The sequence below is a fragment of the Variovorax sp. 01N429 genome (genome assembly GCF_056399425.1).
On sequence record NZ_JBFTRG010000012.1, the window covers coordinates 103,528 to 122,850 of the forward strand.

The following is a 19,323-nucleotide window of genomic DNA, read 5'->3' on the forward strand; positions in this document are numbered from 1 at the left end:
TGCATCTCTCGGGAGAGGCACCATGAACCCCAAAGTTTTTATCAAGACCTTCGGCTGCCAGATGAACGAGTACGACTCGGACAAGATGGCGGATGTGCTGCGCGCGGCTGAAGGCTATGAGCCGACCACGAATGTGGACGAGGCTGATCTGATTCTTTTCAATACCTGCTCGGTGCGTGAGAAAGCGCAGGAGAAGGTGTTTTCCGATCTTGGACGGGTGAAGCACCTCAAGGCGAAGGGGGTGAAGATCGGTGTCGGCGGATGCGTGGCGAGCCAGGAAGGCGAGGCCATCATCGCGCGCGCGCCCTACGTGGACGTGGTTTTTGGGCCGCAAACCCTGCACCGCTTGCCGGAGATGCTGAGCCAGCGCGACCGCGAGGGGCGGCCGCAGGTCGACATCAGCTTTCCCGAGATCGAAAAATTCGACCACCTGCCGCCTGCGCGGGTGGAAGGCGTCACGGCCTTCGTGTCGATCATGGAAGGGTGCTCCAAATACTGCAGCTACTGCGTCGTGCCGTACACGCGCGGCGAAGAAGTGAATCGGCCGCTCGACGACGTGCTGGTGGAAGTCGCCGGGCTGGTGGACCAGGGCGTGCGTGAGGTCACGCTGCTGGGACAGAACGTCAATGCGTACCGCGGCCGCATGGGCGACACCACGGAAATCGCCGACTTCGCCACGCTGCTCGAATACATCGCGGAGATTCCCGGCATCGAGCGCATCCGCTACACGACCAGCCATCCCAACGAATTCACGCCGCGGCTGATCGAGGCATACGCCAGAGTGCCTCAGTTGGTGAGCCATCTCCACTTGCCGGTGCAGCACGGCAGCGACCGAATCCTGATGGCGATGAAGCGCGGCTACACAGCCATGGAATACAAGAGCACGGTTCGCAAGCTGCGAGCGATTCGTCCCCAGCTCGCGCTCAGCAGCGACTTCATCGTCGGCTTTCCGGGCGAAACGGATGAGGACTTCGCCAAGATGATGAAGCTCATCCACGATCTCGAGTTCGATGCCAGCTTCAGCTTCATCTTCAGTCCGCGTCCGGGTACGCCGGCTGCGGCGCTGCACGATGACACGCCGCACAGTGTCAAGCTCGCGCGGCTGCAGGAATTGCAGGCCGTGATCGATGGAAACGTCAAGCGCTTCGGCGAAAGCAGGGTGGGCACCGTGCAGCGCGTGCTGGTCGAAGGCGCCTCGCGCAAGGACGCGCGCGAAATGATGGGCCGCACCGAGTGCAACCGCGTCGTAAACTTCAAAGGCGACGCTCGACTGGTCGGCCAGATGGTCGACCTCCGCATCACCCGATCGCTGGCCTACACGCTGCGCGGCGAAGTCGTGACGGCTGAATCGACGCACGCTGCCGGCAGGTCCGCGCCGGCGCCCGTCGCCTGATGTCGAAGCTGGCCTCCGCGCGCGGTTCGTTCCAGCAGCTGCTGCTTTTCGCGTTTCTCCTGATCACCGCGCTGCTCGTGGGGGTGGCATTGCGCGCCGTCTTCCAGTACGACGAGCTCATGACCGAAAGCCGCGATGCGGCGGCGCGCGCGCTCACTCTTTCAGGTGCGGCGCAATCGTTGGCCGAGCGCAGTGCGGCGATGGAGCGCGCAGGGCGGCAGTCTCTGGTGCTCAACGATGCCGTGCTGCGTCGCCGCTTCGACGATGCGACGCGCGATGCGCGCCAGGTGCTCGAGCGCCTCACGTCCAACGGCCTCGGCAGCGAGGGGCCTGACCGTTGGCGCGAGCAGATGGAAGTCATTCAAGGGCTGATGAGCGGCGCACCCGAGACGGCGCTTGCCCGCGAAAGCTCGATGGCGATGCAGTTTCGCGAACTCGATGCGCTCAACACCAACATCGCTCAGCAGGCGCAATTCCTGATCGAAACGCAAAACAATGCGTTGGCGCAGCGCATCGAGAACGAGCGCAGGCGGCTGATGCGGTTGGTGGTGGCGGCGAGCATCTTTGCAGTGACGCTGGCGTTGGCTTTCGGGGTCTGGCTCGCGCGGCCGTTCAAGCGGCTGCAACGAGCGATCGTCGGTCTCGGCCAGAACCGGCTCGACGAGCCCATCGATATTCCCGGTCCCGCCGACGTTCGCCGCGTGTCGCAGCAGCTCGAGTGGCTGCGGCTGCGGCTCACCGAGCTGGACGCGGACAAGGCACGCTTCCTGCGACACGTCTCGCATGAACTCAAGACTCCGCTGGCCGCTCTGCGCGAAGGCGTCTCGCTGCTGGAAGACGGCGTGACCGGCGCGCTCAATCCATCGCAGCGCGAAGTCACGCAGATCCTTCAGCAGAACACCGTGGCGCTGCAGGGCCAGATCGAGGCACTCCTGCGCTTCAACGCCGCCGCTTTCGAAGCCCGCGAATTGCGCCGCGAACGCACGCCCCTGCTGCCGCTCATCGAAGAGCAGATCGAAGCGCAGCGCCTGCAATGGCAAGCCAACGGCCTCACGGTGCGAGCCGAGGGCGAACCGATCTCGGTCGTCGTCGACCGCGTGAAGCTCGGCACGGCGCTTGCCAACCTGCTGTCGAATGCGATCCGCTTCTCGGCGCGTGGCGGCACCATCACCATGGCTGTGTCCAGCACCGCCGATTTCGCCCAGATCGACATCTGCGACGCAGGGCCCGGGGTTTCGGAGGCCGATCGCGACCGCATCTTCGAGCCTTTCTTCCGGGGGGAAAGGCAACCTCAACATTCGGTAAAAGGAACGGGGATCGGTTTGTCGATCGTGCAGGAGTACATTGCGGCTCATGGCGGTCGCATCACGCTGCTGCCGAACGGGCCAGGCGCGCGCTTCCGTATCGAACTGCCGCGCACCGCTTGACGCCCATCGCCCGACGTTCCCAATCCGATCCATGCCTTTTTCGGCCTTTCACAGATCCATCATCGCCGTGACGCTCGTCGCGCCGATGCTCTTTGCCGGCTGCGCCACTTCGCACAAGCCGCCGCCGGAAGCGGTCGTCGTGCCGGCCATGCCGCCTTCCCCGCCCCCCGTGACGCCGGTCGAGGCCGAGCCGATCGCGCCCGCCACGCAGCCCGGCGGCATCTTCACCCAGACGACCCCGGGTCCAGTCGGCGCCATGCTCGCGTACGCCGACAAGGTGCGCCCGCTCGGCCCGCCCGAACTCGCCAACGAGCTCTCCCGGCTGGGCGACCTCATGGAGACCCCGACCACCCAGATGCAAACGGCGCTCGTGCTGGCCCAGACTCGCGTGCCTGCCGATCTTGTGAAGGCTCTGGGGCTGATGCAGCGTGTGACGACCAACCCGTCGGCAGAAGCACAGCCGCTTCAGCCGCTTGCCCGGGTGCTGGCGGCGCGCTATGCGGAACAAAGGCGCGTCGAGGACGATCGTGAAAAGCAGGCCCAGCAATTGCGCGACAGCCAGCGCCGGATCGACCAGCTCAACGACCGCATCGAGGCATTGCGCGCCATCGAACGGAGTTTCGCGCGGCCCAACACGCCGGCACCGGCGCCGGCGATCAACCCAAAGCCAGCACAGTGAGCAATCCTGCGGTTCCCCCTTCCGAAAACGCGCCTGCGCCAGGCACCGGCGCACAAGCTCGCGGGGCGCGGCTGCTCGTGGTCGACGACGACCCGGACATGCTCCGGCTTATTTCGATGCGGCTGGTTTCTGCCGGCTATCAGGTCACTGCCGTGACATCGGCCGAATCGGCTCTCACGCAACTGGAGATCGAGCATCCCCAACTCGTGCTGAGCGACGTGCGACTGCCCGGTCGCGACGGCCTCGCCCTCTTCGACGAAATCCGAAAGCGCCACCCAACCCTACCCGTGATCCTCTTGACCGCGCACGGCACCATTCCCGACGCGGTGGAGGCCACGGCGCGGGGGGTCTTCACCTACCTGACCAAGCCTTACGACGGCCGCGAGTTGCTGGAGAAGATCGCGCAGGCCCTCGCGCTCGGCGCGCCGAGCACGGTGCCCGGCAAGAGCGGGGACGAAAGCTGGCGCGCGGAAATCGTCAGCCGCAGCAACCGCATGGCTGAGCTGCTGGCCGAGGCGCGCATGGTGGCAAAGTCCGATGCCAGCGTGCTGCTGCGTGGGGACAGCGGCGCCGGCAAGGAACTGCTCGCTCGCGCCATCCATCGCGCGAGCGCGCGCGCCGACAAGCCGTTCGTGGCCGTGAATTGCGGCGCCATTCCAGAAGCGCTACTGGAGTCGGAGCTGTTCGGGCACATGAAGGGCGCCTTCACGGACGCCGTCGCCAATCACAAAGGGCTGTTCCAGCAAGCGGACGGCGGCACGTTGCTGCTCGACGAAATCGGAGACATGCCGCCAGCGTTGCAGGTCAAGCTGTTGCGCGTGCTGCAGGAACGCGCGGTACGGCCGCTCGGCGCCAGCCAGTCGATTGCCGTGGACGTGCGGATCATCTCGGCCACGCACCGCGACCTCGATGCCGCCATGGAGGCGGGGCAGTTTCGAGAGGACCTCTACTACCGTCTCAATGTGGTGACATTGAGTTTGCCGCCGCTGTCGGCGCGCAGGGAGGACATCCCGTTGCTCGCCAATCACTTCCTGCAGCGGCTGTCGACGAAGTACGGCAAACGCCTCTCCGGCTTCGCGCCGGAAGCACTCAAGGCCTTGACCACTGCTTCATGGCCGGGGAACGTGCGGCAATTGTTCAACGTGGTCGAGCAGGTGTGCGCGCTATCGAGTTCGCCGCTGATTCCGCTCGCCCTCGTACAGCGCGCGCTCCGGGTGCCGAGCGTCGAGGTGCTGACCTATGCCGAAGCCAAGCAGCGATTCGAACGCGACTATCTGGTGGGCCTGCTCAAGTTGACCGACGGCAACGTCGCCGACGCGGCCCGGCTCGCGGACCGCAATCGGACCGAGTTCTACAGGCTCCTGCAAAAGCATGAGCTCACGCCCGGGCACTTCAAGTCCGAGGGCGTGTCGCCTGGAAGCGAAAACGGTCGCTGACCAGCGACACGCTAAGTGGTTGATTCTGTTGAGCTTCTCCGGTCAGTCTCAGTAGCCTGTCGGGATTCGGCGACAAAATCCGGGGTTCAAGAGGCCTTTTGACTTCCTGTCGCGGCCTTGCCCACCCAAAATCAAGCTAAGCCTTTGATTTGAAAGAGGTTTTCCAGGCTGGCACAGGGTTTGCCCCTGTACTGGCATGACAGCTCATTCCAGCCCCTCTTTCGCACTGCGTCCGCAGCGCGACGGCCTGCGTCAAAAGCAGTTTTCCCTCTCGCGCCCCCGCGCGGCGGGACATTCGCTGGCAGCCCTCGAGGCGTCCAGCGGCATCGCACCGGATTGCGTCTTCAAGCGCTTTCCGGCAATCGGCGACACGCCGTCCGTTCAGAAGCAACGGTGAGTCAACGATGAAGCCCAACGAATTTTCCCAACTGAAGGTGCTGCCGGAAATCGAGTTTTCGCGCAGCAATCTCCTTCGCGAAGAGCGCCATCCGAATTCCGTGACGGCGCCACCCATCAATCGCGGTTCGATGACACCCCGCCCATGGCGCGGCTTCTGGAACAGCATCGGCACCGCGCTGCTGGTGAAGCTCGGCGCTGGCCGCGCGGCCAAGCAGACCAGCCGCGGGCCCGATTCCGGCGCGGTACTTCAGCCGTGGCAGCGTGCAGCAGCCCAGCGGCGCTTCGCGTTTGTTGCACTGGCGGTACTGAGCACCGTCATCGCTTCGACGCTGTTTGCACGCGTGCAACCCGACTACGACAACCTGTGGCTCGAGTACAGCCAGATCGCGCTCTACGGTGTGCTGTCGGGCTGGGTCGTGACCGGCTTCGTGACGGCGCTCATGGGCTTCTATGTCTCCGTGCGCGGTGACAAGCACGCGCTGTCGGCCAAGCAGGTCGCGAACCATCCGATGAATCCGGACGCGCGGACAGCGATCATCATGCCGATCTGCAACGAGGATGTGTCGACCGTGTTCGCCGGCTTGCGCGCGACCTGCGAATCGGTTGCCGCGACGGGCAACGCGGGGCAGTTTGACGTGTTCGTGCTGTCCGACAGCTACACGCCCGAGATCGCCGCTGCCGAGCGCGCTGCCTGGGAAGACCTGCGCGCCGCACTGGCCGTCAATTACGCGAACAACCCCAACCAGCCACAGGTGGAGGTCTACTACCGCCTGCGCACCCGCCGCACGCACCGCAAGGCCGGCAACGTTGCCGACTTCTGCCGCCGCTGGGGCAAGGATTACCGTTACATGGTCGTGCTCGACGCCGACAGCGTCATGAGCGGCGACTGCCTGAGCTCGATGGTCAAGCTGATGGAAGCCAACCCGACCGCCGGCATCATCCAGACTGCGACCCAAGCCATCGGCCACGTCACGCTGCACGCTCGGGCGCAGCAGTTCGCCTCGCGCATGACGGGTCGGCTGTTTACGCTCGGCATGCAGTTCTGGCAGCTCGGCGAATCGCATTACTGGGGCCACAACGCGATCATCCGCGTACAGCCTTTCATGGACCATTGCGCGCTGGCGCCGATCCGTGGCAAGGGCGGCATGTCGGGCGGCATCATGTCGCACGACTTCGTCGAGGCCGCGCTGATGCGCCGCGCCGGCTATCACGTGTGGCTGGTCGCCGATCTGGTCGGCAGCTACGAGCAACAACCGCCGGACCTGCTGTCCGAGTTGCAGCGCGACCGCCGCTGGTGCCAGGGCAACCTGCAGAACGCACGCCTGATGGCGGAGCCGGGTCTGCATTCGGTCCACCGTGCGATGTTCGTCACCGGCACGATGGCTTATGTGTCGGCCCCGCTGTGGCTCGCATTCCTGACGCTGGGCACCGCCCTTTGGCTCACCGGTTCGAGCGTGGTCGAGCACTGGCTCTCCATGCCGATGGAGCTGGCTGGCCTGTGGCTCTGGACCTTGTGCCTGCTGTTCCTGCCTCGCGTGCTGGGCCTTGTTGCCGTGGTGCTGCGCGGCGAGCAACGCCAGTTCGGCGGCATCGGCGGCATGCTCAAGAGCGCTGCGCTCGAAAGCGCACTCGCCATCGTGCAGGCTCCGGTCCGCATGCTCGCGCACTCGCTGTTCGTGGTCGTTGCCCTCACCGGCATCAAGCTCGACTGGAAGTCGCCTCCCCGCGAAGCCGCTGCGGTGCCGTGGCGCATCGCCGTCGCTCAACTCGCGCCGATGACGGCCGTGATCGCCGCGCTCGCCGTGGGCATCGCACTCATCGACGCCAGCGCGCTCGCCTGGCTGATGCCTGTCGGCCTGCCGCTCCTGCTCGCGATCCCGCTGACAGTCCTCACCAGCCAGATCGCCTTGGGCAACTCCTTGCGCGACCGCGGCTTCCTGCTGATCCCCGAGGAATCCAGGTCCCCCGCCGTGCTGCGCCGAGCCTGGATGCACGCCGTGCGCCTGGCCAGATCCTAAGCACCAAGCCCCCAAATAAGAAAAGCCCGCATCGCGGGCTTTTCTATTTCCAGAGATACCGCGGAACCGGCTTAGCCGGGCCGCCGGTATCGCCCCCGGTAGGGGGTGGAGAGCGACACGAAGTGCGCGAGCCTGGGGGCGAGCCACATCCCCGCCTGGGGGCGAGTCACATCCGGGGCATGCCCTTCATGCCGCCCATGCGCTTCATCATTTTCATGAGGCCCCCGCCCTTCATCTTCTTCATCATCGTCTGCATCTGCTCGAATTCGTTGAGCAGCCGATTCACTTCCTGAACCTGTACGCCGGCGCCCGCCGCGATACGGCGCTTGCGGGTTGCCTTGAGCAGTTCGGGCTTGCGGCGCTCCAGGGGGGTCATGCTGTTGATGATGCCTTCCTTGCGCCGGATGTCGCGCTCGGCGCGGGTCATGTCGGCCTCCGTCGCCTTGGCGGCCATCTGCGCGGGCAGCTTGTCCATGATGCTGGAGAGCCCGCCCATCTGCTTCATCTGCTGCAGCTGGCCAAGAAAATCGTTGAGGTCGAATCCCGCGCCGCTCTTGACCTTGGCCGCGAGCTTCTGTGCCGCCGCCACGTCGACGCCCGCCGTGACCTGCTCCACCAGCGCGACGATGTCGCCCATGCCGAGGATGCGGCCGGCATGGCGCTCCGCATCGAACACCTCCAGCCCATCGATCTTTTCGCTGACGCCGGCAAACTTGATCGGCACGCCGGTAACCTGCCGCACCGACAACGCCGCGCCGCCGCGCGAGTCGCCGTCGGTCTTCGTCAGGATGATGCCGGTGAGCGGCAGCGCATCCTTGAAAGCCTTTGCGGTGTTGATCGCGTCCTGCCCCTGCATGGCATCGACCACGAACAGCGTCTCGATGGGATTGAGGGCCGCATGCAAGTCCTTGATTTCCTGCATCAGCACTTCGTCGATCGCCAGACGGCCGGCGGTGTCGACCAGCAGCACGTCGAAGAAGTGCCGCTTGGCGTGATCAAGCGCAGCACGGGCGATGTCGATCGGCTTCTGGTCAGGCGTGCTGGGAAACCATTCGGCGCCTGCCTGCCTGGTCACCGTCTTGAGTTGCTCGATGGCGGCAGGGCGGTAGACGTCGCCCGAAACCGTCAGCACCTTCTTCTTGCGCTTCTCGATCAGGTGCTTCGCCAGCTTGGCCGTGGTGGTGGTCTTGCCGGCGCCCTGCAGTCCCGCCATGAGAATCACGGCCGGCGGTTGCGCCACGAGATTGATGTCGGCCACGCCTTCGCCCATCGTGGCGGCCAGTTCGCGATTGACGATCCCGACAAGTGCCTGCCCGGGCTTGAGCGACCCCAACACCTCTTGCCCCAGCGCCTTTTCCTTCACGCGCCCGACAAAATCCCGGACGACCGGCAACGCAACGTCCGCTTCGAGCAGAGCCATGCGCACCTCGCGCAGCATGTCCTGCACATTGCTTTCCGTAATGCGGGCCTGTCCGCTCATCGTCTTGACGAGGCGGGAAAACTTTTCAGTAAGCGCGGTGGCCATTAAAAGGTACCTTGTTGTCCGGCAGAGACTAGCCGTATTCGTAGAAACACCGCGGAACCGGCTCCGCCGGGCCGCTGGTGTTGCCCCCCGGTCAGGGGGGTAGGCGAAGCGACACGAAGTGCGCGAAGCCTGGGGGGCGAGCCATTAAACTCAGCCGATGATTTTAGCGATCCCCTCCCCGCTCGGCGTGGCTCTGGGCATCGCCACCGCCGCCGCCTATGGCATCACTGCCGCAGCGTCTTCATGGCTCAGCCGATCATCCACGCAAGGGCTGCTCGCATTGGCATGGCTTCTGCACGCGCTTGCGCTGGGCTGGGGGCTCGGGGGCGGCACCCCGCACTTCGGCTTTGCGCCAGCGATTTCTATCACCGTGTGGCTGGTGCTCACGGTCTACGGCATCGAAAGCCGCATGTATCCGCAGCAACTCCACGTCTGGCGCGCGCTCGCAGTGCTGGGGGCTGTGGCGGTCCTGCTGGCGGTTTTGTTTCCCGGGACGCCGCTGCACGTCTCCGCCTCGCCGTGGCTGCCGCTGCATCTGGCGCTGGGCATTGCTTCCTACGGATTGTTCGGCGCCGCCGTGGTTCATGCGTGGCTCATGACGCGGGCCGAAAAGCAGATCCGGCTTGCCGCCGAAACGCCAAGCGGGCTCCCGCTCCTCACGATGGAACGCCTCACCTTCCGCTTCGTCGCGGCGGGCTTCGTGCTGTTGTCGGCCACGCTGCTGGCGGGCATCTTCTTCAGCGAGACGCTCTATGGCGCGACGGTCCGCGGATGGAAATGGGATCACAAGACGGTGTTCTCGATCCTCGCGTGGATCACTTTTGCCGTCCTGCTGATGGGACGCGCCCGCTTCGGCTGGCGTGGGCGCACGGCGCGGCGCGTGCTGTATGCCGGCTCCGCGTTGCTGCTGCTCGCCTATGTGGGATCGCGCTTCGTTCTCGAAGTCGTCCTCTCGCGCACGCCCTCATGAAATACCTGCTCGTTCTGGCCGTCATCGCCATTGCCATATGGTTCTGGCGCCGCGGCCGTCAGGAAGAAATGCGCTCGCGCGCACCCAAGCCGCAAGCCCCACCCGCCGTCGGGCCGCCGAAGGCCATGGTTCGTTGCGCCCACTGCGGCTTGCATCTGCCGGCCACTGACGCCATCACCGGCCCTGCTGGCATCTATTGCAGCGCAGCCCACCGCAAAGCAGCGGAAAGCCGCAGATGACTGCCTACCTGTGGTCGCGAGGCGAACCGGCCACCGATTGGAGTTCGCTCGAGAAATTCAACGCTGACAGTTCGGCGTTGCTGCGTCTTTGGCGCGGCTTCATGGCGGCACGGTGCTTTGTCGCGGCGGTGCTCCTGCTCCTTCCGGGAGTCGCCTTGGCGCTCAAGCAGCCCGTCCAGGCCCAAGGCATCGCTCTGACGATCTGCTATCTGATCGCGGTGCTGCTGGCCGCGCGGTATGCGCCTTTTCAACCGATTCGCAGGTTTGGCGGCGCGTGGCTGTCGACCATCGGCATCGACCTCGTCACGTTCACCGCGCTGCAAACACTGCAGGTGGGCGGCGTCAACTACACGCCCTTGTTCGCGCTTCCGGTGCTGATGGGGGCCGTGCTTGGCACCGGCGCAGTCGGGCTGGGCACCACTGCGGCAGCCACCCTCTTGCTGCTCGGCCACGCGGGCTGGTATTGGTTCGAGCAACCCGCAGACACCTCGCCGCGCTTTGTCCAGGCAGCTCTGACGGGCACCGGGCTCTTCGTGGTGGCCCTGATCGCCCACGAGCTGGCCCGCCGCCTCACCCGCGAGGAAGCCATGGCGCAGCGCAGCCGCAGTGCCGCGGAGATGCACGCGATGGTCAACGATCTCGTGATCGAAACACTGAGCGAAGGCGTGCTCGTGGTCGATGCCGCGGGCCGGGTGCATGCGGTCAATCCTGCAGCGGACGCGATCCTGGGCAACGGTCTCGCGCAGATTCCCCAGCCTTTCGCGCTCAGTGCCTATCCGGCCTGGGTGCCGCTTGCCCATCTCGCCCGCCAGACTTTTTCGCGGCGCGCGCCCCAGGCCACCGAGGTGCCGGTCGCGCAGCCGCAAGGCGCTCCGCGCGAAGTCCGCGTCCGCACACGCCTGACGCAGGCCCGGGACCTGCGCGCCGAAAGCCTCTGCGTGATGTTCCTGCAGGACTTGCGCGAGCTCGAAGCACGCATCCGCACCGAAAAGCTGGCGGCCATGGGCCGGATGTCGGCCGCCGTCGCGCACGAGATCCGCAATCCGCTCGCCGCGATCACGCAGGCCAGCGCCCTGCTCGGCGAGGATCTCGTCGACCCGGGTCATCGCCAGTTGACCACCATGGTTCAGCAGAACGCTCAGCGTCTGTCCCGCATCGTCGACGACGTCCTGGACGTGGCGCGGGCTCGGCAGCAACGCGTGCTGCCGCTGGGCGAGCAGGTATCGCTCGACCCGACGGTTCGCTCGCTAGCGGAGGAATGGGTCCAGCACGCGCAGCAGCAAGGCGTGTTGCTTTCGCTCGAAGCGGGCACCGACGTGCGTTTCGATGCAGAACATCTGCGGCGCATCCTCGTCAATCTGCTGGACAACGCCTCGCGCTACGCCGGGGACCGGGAGGGCTCGATCCAGGTGAGCACCCGGCGCAACGCGACAGGGCGCGCGACCCTTCAGGTCTGGAGCGACGGTGCGCCGCTCGAGCCGGCAGTGCAGCGGCATCTTTTCGAACCGTTCTTTTCCTCCGAGAGCCGCTCGAGCGGACTCGGACTGTTCCTGTGCCGCGAGCTGTGCGAACAGCACGGCGCCACCATCGGCTATGAACGCAGGGCCCTTTCCGCGGCAGGCCCCGAAGGCAACGAGTTCTTCGTGGCATTTGCATCAGTTGAAAGTCGACTGACACAATAGCGGCGTGAGCACCCCCAACCCGCCCGTGTCGCAGCCTGCCCAGATCCTGGTCGTCGACGACGAGCCGGACCTGCGCACGCTGTATGAACTCACCTTGCTGCGCGAGGGCTATCGCGTCGAGGCGGCGGGCAGCGTGTCGGAGGCTTGGCAGCATCTCGACGCCGGCCGCTTCGATGCAGTGATCACCGACATGCGCCTGCCAGACGGCCTTGGCATGGAGATCCTCCAGCGCATCCAGCAAGACCAGCGCAGCGAGCGCTGTGTGGTGATGACCGCTTACGGATCAGCGGAAAACGCCGTCGAGGCCCTCAAGGCAGGCGCCTTCGACTACCTCACCAAGCCAGTCGACCTGAAGCAATTCCGATCGGTGGTGGCTTCTGCCGTACAGGCGCCTTCGCAGCCTGCGCCGATCCGGGCCGCGCGGCCGGCGGACGACAACGGTGTGTCCATCGCAACGACGATCGGAGACAGCGGCGTCGCAGCGCTCCAACGGCTGGTGGGCGACTCCGAACCCATGCGGCTGGTCAAGGCGCGCATTGCCAAGGTGGCGCGAGGCATGGCACCGGTGCTCGTGCGCGGCGAGTCCGGCACAGGCAAGGAACTGGTCGCGCGCGCCGTTCATGCCTGCAGCCAGCGAAGCGACGGACCTTTCGTGGCCGTGAACTGCGGCGCCATTCCCGAAAACCTTCTCGAAGCCGAATTCTTCGGCGCGCGAAAAGGCTCCTATACCGGCTCTTCGCAGGACCGCGACGGCTACTTCCAGGCGGCACGCGGCGGCACCCTGTTTCTCGACGAAATCGGTGACTTGCCGCTCGCCATGCAGTCGAAGCTGCTGCGCGCCATCCAGGAACGCAGCGTTCGCCCCATCGGTTCCACGCAGGAAGATGCCGTCGACGTCCGAATCGTGAGCGCGACCCACAAGGACCTGCATGCCGAAGTGCAAGCCAGCCGGTTCCGGCAGGATCTCTTCTACCGGCTCAACGTGATCGAGATCGCTGTGCCTGCGCTGCGGGACCGTCGAGGCGATCTGCCAGCACTGTGCAACGCCTTGCTCGCGCGCATCGCCCGCGATGCCGGCATGCCGGTGCCTACGCTTTCCGCCCAAGTCCTGCAGAGGCTCGCCGAACATCCGCTGCACGGCAACGTTCGCGAGCTTGAAAATCTCCTGCACCGTGCGGTGGCGCTCAGCGATGGCGATGTGCTTCACCTCGATCTCATGGGGGGCGCAGGCACGGCAGTTCCGTCCGAATCCCAGCAGACGGGACCCGCGCCGCTTGCCGAGCCCGTGCCAGCGGCCGCCGCGGCCCCTGTCAGCATCCATCCCCGGACGCCGTCCGCCGTACCACGCGATCTGCAAAGCTATCTGGACGAGCAAGAGCGCCAGATCCTGGTGCGGGCGCTGCAGGAAACAGGCTTCAACCGAACTGCCGCCGCCGCGCGCCTCGGCCTGAGCCTGCGACAGATTCGCTATCGGATTGCGCGCCTGGGCATCACCACACCGCATGGCGACGATGCCAGCGGTCTAGGCGCCGATGAGTGAAGCCGACACAGCACTTTGGGAATCGGGGTGGTATCGCTTCGCTCGCCGCTTGCCGTCCCCCAATTTCGGGGCGCGACCCAGAGGCGCGAACATCGACCTGATCGTGCTGCATTCAATCAGCCTGCCGCCGGGACATTACGGCGGCGATGAAGTTCAGCAGCTCTTCACGAACAGCCTCGACTGGGATGCGCACCCTTATTTTTCGGGCATCCGCGGCCTCGAAGTCTCTGCGCATTTCTATGTGCGGCGCAATGGCGAACTGTGGCAGTTCGTGAGCTGCGACGATCGCGCATGGCATGCCGGCGCCTCGTGCTGGCGTGGACGCGAGAACTGCAACGACGATTCCATCGGCATCGAACTCGAAGGGCTCGAAGGCGACGCCTTCGAGCAAGCGCAGTACGAAACCCTGGCCAGCCTTTGCCCATCGATCGCGCAGCGCTACGCGATTTCGTACATCGCAGGCCACGAACACATCGCTCCCGGCCGCAAGGAAGATCCGGGGCCGGGCTTCGACTGGCGCTTGCTTCGTGAGCAACTCGGCTGGCAACAGGCGATGTTTCCGCCGGCCGCGCTTGGCTCTTGAAGTTTTTTTCAATGGCAAAGTAACAGCCGATGCGCGGGCCTTGAGGCACGTGCGTCCCTCGGTGGCTCGGCGGCAGCGCAGTATCCATGCGCTTTCCCAGCGTAAATCGGCCTGGAATGCGCATGGGCAGGGGACCTCGCTGCCTTGTCCCAACCGGGATGCGGCTTCGCTGCCGATCAAAAGGCCGGCGAGAATTTTCACATCCGTTGCTAATTGTCGAAAACGCTATATCTAGTGGCTTGTAGCCCTCTTTGCCACTAGATATAGTGTGCCCTGCCCCGGCACTCACTGCCGGAAACAGCGGCCCGACAACGCCGCACCGAACAAGAATCGCCCATACGAGGATCGCATGCAAACTGCACTGAACACCCCTTCCACCTCTCGCGCCGTACCCTCGACGCCGCAAAGCCGGGATGTCGCCGGCTCCCCCGCCGGCAACGCGCTGGCCCACTACCAGATCATCCGCCGCAATGGCGCGGTCGTGCCCTTCGAGCCGAACAAGATCGCCATCGCGATGATGAAAGCGTTCCTGGCCGTGCATGGCACGCAGGGCGCGGCTTCGGCCAGCGTGCGCGAGACCGTCGACACACTGACGCAGGCCGTCGTGCGCGCCATGGTGCGTTCGCGTCCGGGCGGCGGCACGTTCCACATCGAAGACGTGCAGGACCAGGTCGAACTCGGCCTCATGCGCGGCGGCCATCATGAGATCGCCCGCGCCTATGTGCTGTACCGCGAACGCCGCTCGCAGGAGCGCACCAAGCAAGGCGAACAGGACGCGCCCGTGGCCCAGCCCGCGCTGCACGTACTCGACCGCGGCGAAAGAGTCGCGCTCGACCTGAACGAGCTCAAGGCCCTCATCGAATCGGCCTGCACCGGCCTGGGCGACACGATCACGGCCGACCCGATCCTCGCCGAGACGATGCGCAACCTCTACGACGGCGTTCCGCTCGACGAGGTCTACAAGGCGTCGATCCTCGCCGCACGCACGCTGATCGAGAAAGATCCCGACTACACCTTCGCCACCGCGCGCCTGCTGCTGCACACGATCTTCAAGGAAGTGATCGGCCGCGAAGTGCCGCCAGCCGACCGCGCGCAAGCCTACGCCGACTACTTTCCCCAGTTCATCAAGAAGGGGGTCGACAACGAGCTGCTGGACGAGAAGCTGCTGCAGTTCGACTTGGCCCGCCTGGGCGCCGCGCTCAAGCCGGAGCGCGACATGCAGTTCGACTACCTCGGCCTGCAGACGCTCTACGACCGCTATTTCCTGCACGTGCGCAAGACGCGCATCGAGCTGCCGCAAGCCTTCTTCATGCGCGTCTCGATGGGCCTCGCGCTCAACGAGATCGACCGCGAAGCCCGCGCGATCGAGTTCTATGAAGTGCTGTCTTCCTTCGACTTCATGTCGAGCACGCCGACGCTGTTCAACAGCGGCACGCTGCGATCGCAACTGTCGAGTTGCTATCTCACGACTGTGCCCGACGACCTCGACGGCATCTACGAGTCGATCAAGGAAAACGCGCTCCTGTCCAAGTTCGCTGGCGGCCTGGGCAACGACTGGACGCGCGTGCGCGCCCTCGGCAGCCACATCAAGGGCACCAACGGCGAATCGCAAGGCGTCGTGCCCTTCCTCAAGGTGGTGAACGACACCGCCGTCGCGGTGAACCAGGGCGGCAAGCGCAAGGGCGCCGTGTGCACCTACCTGGAAAGCTGGCATCTCGACATCGAGGAATTCCTCGAGCTGCGCAAGAACACCGGCGACGATCGCCGCCGCACGCACGACATGAACACCGCGAACTGGATCCCCGACCTGTTCATGCGCCGCGTGATGGAAAAGGGCAACTGGACGCTGTTCTCGCCATCGAACGTGCCCGACCTGCACGACAAGTTCGGTGCCGACTTCGAAGCGGCCTACGTCGCCTACGAAGAAAAGGCTTCGCGCGGCGATCTCAAGCCAAGCCGCACCATCCCGGCCTCGGACCTGTGGCGCAAGATGCTCACGATGCTGTTCGAAACCGGCCATCCGTGGATCACGTTCAAGGATGCCTGCAACGTGCGCTCGCCCCAGCAGCACGCCGGCGTCGTGCATTCGTCGAATCTCTGCACCGAGATCACGCTGAACACCAGCGACACCGAAACCGCGGTCTGCAATCTCGGCTCGGTCAATCTGCTGCAGCACCTGAAGAACGGCAAGGTCGACCAGGAAAAGCTCAAGCGCACCATCTCGACGGCGATGCGCATGCTCGACAACGTCATCGACATCAATTACTACGCGGTCAAGAAGGCACGCGACTCGAACCTGCGCCACCGTCCGGTCGGCCTCGGACTGATGGGCTTCCAGGACGCGCTGTACGAACTGCGCATTCCCTACGCCTCACAGGAAGCCGTTCAGTTCGCCGACGAATCGATGGAAGCGATCTGCTACTACGCCTACTGGGCCTCGACGGACCTGGCGCGCGAGCGCGGCAAATACTCGAGCTACAAGGGCTCGCTGTGGGACAAGGGCGTGCTGCCCTCCGACACGCTCGACCTGCTCGAGAAGGCGCGCGGCGGCTACGTGGAAGTGGACCGCTCGTCCACCCTCGACTGGGATTCGCTGCGCCAGAAGATCAAGTCCGACGGCATGCGCAATTCGAACTGCGTGGCCATCGCACCGACGGCAACCATCTCCAACATCATCGGCGTGGACGCGTCCATCGAGCCCTGCTTCGGCAACCTCTCGGTCAAGTCCAACCTCTCCGGCGAGTTCACCGTCATCAACCATTACCTGGTGCGCGACCTCAAGCGCCTGGGCCTCTGGGACGATGTGATGGTGATGGACCTCAAGCATTTCGACGGCTCGCTGCGCCCCATCGATCGCGTACCGCAGGACATCAAGTCGCTCTACGCCACGGCGTTCGAGATCGAGACCACGTGGCTCGTCGAAGCCGCTGCACGTCGCCAGAAGTGGATCGACCAGGCGCAATCGCTCAACATCTACATGGCCGGCGCATCGGGCAAGAAGCTCGACGACACCTACAAGCTTGCATGGCTGCGTGGCCTCAAGACCACCTACTACCTTCGCACGCAGAGCGCGACGCACGCGGAGAAATCCACCGTGCAATCGGGTCGGCTCAACGCGGTGTCATCGGGCAGTGGCGATTCGTCATCGGGCATGAGCGCGCTCGAAGCCGCGGCACTCGCAGCACAAGCGCAGTTGAGTGCGATGCCCGCAACCGACATCGCATTCTGCGGCGTCGATGATCCGACGTGCGAAGCATGCCAATGATGTCGGCGTGAAGTGGAGGTCGTTTGCGGCATCGCCTGACAATTTGCGATGCAAGCGAACAACATAACGACAACATAATTGGAGCGCGATGTGAAGGAGCACTTTGCAACTCACATCGTTGCTCACATAATTTGAGCATTGGATTTTTCTATGTTGACCTGGGACGAAGAAGTCAAGCCCTCCTTGCCAAAGGATCTGCAACAAGGATTGCGGCACACATCGAACAGCGGCACGCAAGTCGGCCGCTCGTCGGAGTTTCCGACTTCGCAAATTGCTTCCCACATTTCTCCTGCTTCGCTTTCCCCCGTTTCGATTTCGTCGCCCGCCGTGCGCACGCTCGATGACGGCGCAGCGGTGCGACCCGCACCAGCAGCCACGCGGCGCGTCAACGCAGCAGACAAGCGCATCATCAACGGCCAGACCGACGTCAATCAGTTGGTTCCGTTCAAGTACAAGTGGGCTTGGGAAAAGTATCTCGCCACCTGCGCCAACCATTGGATGCCGCAGGAAGTGAACATGACGCGCGACATCGCGCTATGGAAAGATCCCAACGGCCTGACCGAAGACGAGCGCCGCATCGTCAAGCGCAACCTCGGCTTCTTCGTGACGGCCGACTCGCTGGCCGCCAACAACATCGTGCTGGGCACCTATCGCCACATCACGGCGCCCGAGTGCCGGCAGTTCCTGCTGCGCCAGGCGTTCGAGGAAGCGATCCACACGCACGCCTACCAGTACATCGTCGAATCGCTCGGCCTGGACGAGAGCGAGATCTTCAACGCCTACAACGAAGTGCCGTCGATCCGCGAGAAGGACCAGTTCCTGATCCCGTTCATCGACGCCATCAGCGACCCGAACTTCCACACCGGCACGCACGAAAACGACCAGACCCTGCTCAAGTCGCTGATCGTCTTCGCCTGTCTCATGGAAGGTCTCTTCTTCTACGTCGGTTTCACGCAGATCCTCGCGTTGGGCCGCCAGAACAAGATGACCGGCGCTGCCGAGCAATACCAGTACATCCTTCGCGACGAATCGATGCACTGCAATTTCGGCATCGACCTGATCAACCAGCTCAAGCTCGAGAATCCGCACCTCTGGACCGCCGAGTTCAAGGCGGAGATCAAGGCCCTCTTCATGAAGGCCGTCGAGCTCGAATACCGATACGCCGAAGACACGATGCCACGTGGCGTCCTCGGCATGAACGCCTCCATGTTCAAGGGCTACCTGCGGTACATCGCCAACCGGCGCGCACAGCAGATCGGCCTCGAAACGCTCTTCCCGAACGAAGAAAATCCGTTCCCCTGGATGAGCGAAATGATTGACCTGAAGAAGGAGCGCAATTTCTTCGAAACCCGTGTGATCGAGTATCAGTCGGGTGGCGCCCTGTCCTGGGATTGAATTTTTTCGACAAGAACAAAGTGAATTCAAGAATCGCCCTCACGAACGAATCGCACCGGAGAGTGCGGCATCGATGAGGGCTCAGGTGTTCATGGTGCTGGGGCTTGCTCCAACGCCATGAATCGCTTCACGCTGACCAACATGCGTGGAGTGCTTCAAAAGGTTGATTTTTTCAACTTGATCAAGGAGAAATAGAAATGGCAACTGCAAAGAAAGCTCCGGCCAAGAAGGCCGCTGCGAAGAAGGCTCCGGCAAAGAAGGTCGCGGCCAAGAAGGTTCCGGCTAAAAAGGTCGTAGCCAAGAAGGCCCCGGCGAAGAAGGCTCCGGCAAAGAAGGTCGCGGCCAAGAAGGCTCCTGCGAAGAAGGCGCCCGCCAAGAAGGTCGTAGCCAAGAAGGCCCCGGCGAAGAAGGCCGCAGCGAAGAAGGCTCCTGCCAAGAAGGTAGCAGCCAAGAAGGCTCCTGCGAAGAAGGCGCCTGCCAAGAAGGCCGCTGCAAAGAAGGCTCCCGCCAAGAAGGCCCCTGCGAAAAAGGCTGCAGCCAAGAAGCCTGCCGCCAAGAAAGCAGCGAAGAAGCCTGCTGCCAAGAAGGCCAAGGCGCCCGCCAAGGCTGCTGCAGCGCCTGCCCCTGCTCCCACTGCGGCGCAGACGACGCTGAACCCCCAGGCAGCTTGGCCGTTTCCTACGGCCAGCAAGCCCTGAGTTTCTCAGCAGCGCTTAAGGCAAAGCCCGGTACCGCAAGGTGCCGGGCTTTTTTATTTGTGCGGGGCTGGGCG

At 64.3% G+C, this 19,323-nt stretch carries 14 protein-coding genes; 13 read left to right on the forward strand and 1 reads right to left on the reverse strand.

What is annotated here, in order from left to right; all coding sequences use genetic code 11:
• The first annotated feature begins 22 nt into the window (after positions 1-22).
• From miaB to mdoH, 5 genes are all read left to right on the forward strand, one after another.
• Positions 23-1,393 (forward strand): tRNA (N6-isopentenyl adenosine(37)-C2)-methylthiotransferase MiaB, encoded by a 1,371-nt coding sequence (gene miaB, locus AC1DSF_RS21050; protein ID WP_478126031.1) that lies wholly within the window; start codon positions 23-25, stop codon positions 1,391-1,393.
• Entirely contained in the window at positions 1,393-2,820 is a 1,428-nt protein-coding gene (locus AC1DSF_RS21055) for a sensor histidine kinase (RefSeq protein WP_478126030.1), read from the forward strand. Before miaB ends, AC1DSF_RS21055 begins: the two co-directional genes overlap by 1 nt.
• A 67-nt stretch (positions 2,821-2,887) precedes the next feature.
• Positions 2,888-3,499, forward strand: a complete 612-nt coding sequence (locus AC1DSF_RS21060; RefSeq protein ID WP_478126029.1) for a hypothetical protein — start codon at positions 2,888-2,890, stop codon at positions 3,497-3,499.
• A gap of 71 nt (positions 3,500-3,570) precedes the next feature.
• Positions 3,571-4,935, forward strand: coding sequence for a sigma 54-interacting transcriptional regulator (locus AC1DSF_RS21065; protein ID WP_478126317.1), 1,365 nt, complete (start codon positions 3,571-3,573; stop codon positions 4,933-4,935).
• Between the two features lie 404 nt (positions 4,936-5,339).
• The gene (mdoH, locus tag AC1DSF_RS21070) at positions 5,340-7,352 is read left to right on the forward strand and encodes a glucans biosynthesis glucosyltransferase MdoH (RefSeq protein WP_478126028.1); all 2,013 of its coding nucleotides are present in this window, start codon (positions 5,340-5,342) and stop codon (positions 7,350-7,352) included.
• 166 nt (positions 7,353-7,518) lie between these two features.
• On the opposite strand, the gene ffh is transcribed toward mdoH, so the two are convergent.
• Positions 7,519-8,877, reverse strand: a complete 1,359-nt coding sequence (gene ffh, locus AC1DSF_RS21075) for a signal recognition particle protein (RefSeq protein WP_478126027.1) — start codon at positions 8,875-8,877, stop codon at positions 7,519-7,521.
• A gap of 157 nt (positions 8,878-9,034) precedes the next feature.
• Here ffh and AC1DSF_RS21080 point away from each other — a divergent pair, with 157 nt between their 5' ends.
• The 8 genes from AC1DSF_RS21080 (at position 9,035) to AC1DSF_RS21115 (ending at position 19,249) form a co-directional block, all read left to right on the forward strand.
• A complete protein-coding gene (locus AC1DSF_RS21080) occupies positions 9,035-9,847 on the forward strand; it encodes a cytochrome C assembly family protein (RefSeq protein WP_478126026.1) in 813 nt (270 codons plus the stop codon).
• Entirely contained in the window at positions 9,844-10,086 is a 243-nt protein-coding gene (locus tag AC1DSF_RS21085; protein ID WP_478126025.1) for a PP0621 family protein, read from the forward strand. Before AC1DSF_RS21080 ends, AC1DSF_RS21085 begins: the two co-directional genes overlap by 4 nt.
• Positions 10,083-11,768 carry a sensor histidine kinase gene (locus AC1DSF_RS21090; protein WP_478126024.1) on the forward strand — a complete coding sequence of 562 codons (1,686 nt, stop codon included), beginning with the start codon at positions 10,083-10,085 and terminating at the stop codon, positions 11,766-11,768. The genes AC1DSF_RS21085 and AC1DSF_RS21090 overlap by 4 nt, the downstream gene beginning before the upstream one ends.
• Before the next feature lie 25 nt (positions 11,769-11,793).
• Entirely contained in the window at positions 11,794-13,308 is a 1,515-nt protein-coding gene (locus tag AC1DSF_RS21095) for a sigma-54-dependent transcriptional regulator (RefSeq protein ID WP_478126316.1), read from the forward strand.
• On the forward strand, positions 13,301-13,891 hold the full coding sequence (gene ampD / locus AC1DSF_RS21100) for a 1,6-anhydro-N-acetylmuramyl-L-alanine amidase AmpD (protein WP_478126023.1): 591 nt from the start codon (positions 13,301-13,303) through the stop codon (positions 13,889-13,891). The genes AC1DSF_RS21095 and ampD overlap by 8 nt, the downstream gene beginning before the upstream one ends.
• A gap of 349 nt (positions 13,892-14,240) precedes the next feature.
• Positions 14,241-17,156 carry a ribonucleoside-diphosphate reductase subunit alpha gene (locus AC1DSF_RS21105; protein WP_478126022.1) on the forward strand — a complete coding sequence of 972 codons (2,916 nt, stop codon included), beginning with the start codon at positions 14,241-14,243 and terminating at the stop codon, positions 17,154-17,156.
• A gap of 150 nt (positions 17,157-17,306) precedes the next feature.
• On the forward strand, positions 17,307-18,551 hold the full coding sequence (locus AC1DSF_RS21110) for a ribonucleotide-diphosphate reductase subunit beta (protein ID WP_478126021.1): 1,245 nt from the start codon (positions 17,307-17,309) through the stop codon (positions 18,549-18,551).
• Between the two features lie 197 nt (positions 18,552-18,748).
• A complete protein-coding gene (locus tag AC1DSF_RS21115; RefSeq protein WP_478126020.1) occupies positions 18,749-19,249 on the forward strand; it encodes a histone H1-like DNA-binding protein in 501 nt (166 codons plus the stop codon).
• Positions 19,250-19,323 lie beyond the last annotated feature (74 nt).

Coding starts and splice junctions, on each gene's coding strand:
- miaB (WP_478126031.1), top strand. CDS start 23: ATGAACCCCAAAGTTTTTATCAAGACCTTCGGCTGCCAGATGAACGAG.
- AC1DSF_RS21055 (WP_478126030.1), top strand. CDS start 1,393: ATGTCGAAGCTGGCCTCCGCGCGCGGTTCGTTCCAGCAGCTGCTGCTT.
- mdoH (WP_478126028.1), top strand. CDS start 5,340: ATGAAGCCCAACGAATTTTCCCAACTGAAGGTGCTGCCGGAAATCGAG.
- ffh (WP_478126027.1), bottom strand. CDS start 8,877: ATGGCCACCGCGCTTACTGAAAAGTTTTCCCGCCTCGTCAAGACGATG.
- AC1DSF_RS21080 (WP_478126026.1), top strand. CDS start 9,035: ATGATTTTAGCGATCCCCTCCCCGCTCGGCGTGGCTCTGGGCATCGCC.
- AC1DSF_RS21085 (WP_478126025.1), top strand. CDS start 9,844: ATGAAATACCTGCTCGTTCTGGCCGTCATCGCCATTGCCATATGGTTC.
- AC1DSF_RS21090 (WP_478126024.1), top strand. CDS start 10,083: ATGACTGCCTACCTGTGGTCGCGAGGCGAACCGGCCACCGATTGGAGT.
- ampD (WP_478126023.1), top strand. CDS start 13,301: ATGAGTGAAGCCGACACAGCACTTTGGGAATCGGGGTGGTATCGCTTC.
- AC1DSF_RS21105 (WP_478126022.1), top strand. CDS start 14,241: ATGCAAACTGCACTGAACACCCCTTCCACCTCTCGCGCCGTACCCTCG.
- AC1DSF_RS21110 (WP_478126021.1), top strand. CDS start 17,307: ATGTTGACCTGGGACGAAGAAGTCAAGCCCTCCTTGCCAAAGGATCTG.
- AC1DSF_RS21115 (WP_478126020.1), top strand. CDS start 18,749: ATGGCAACTGCAAAGAAAGCTCCGGCCAAGAAGGCCGCTGCGAAGAAG.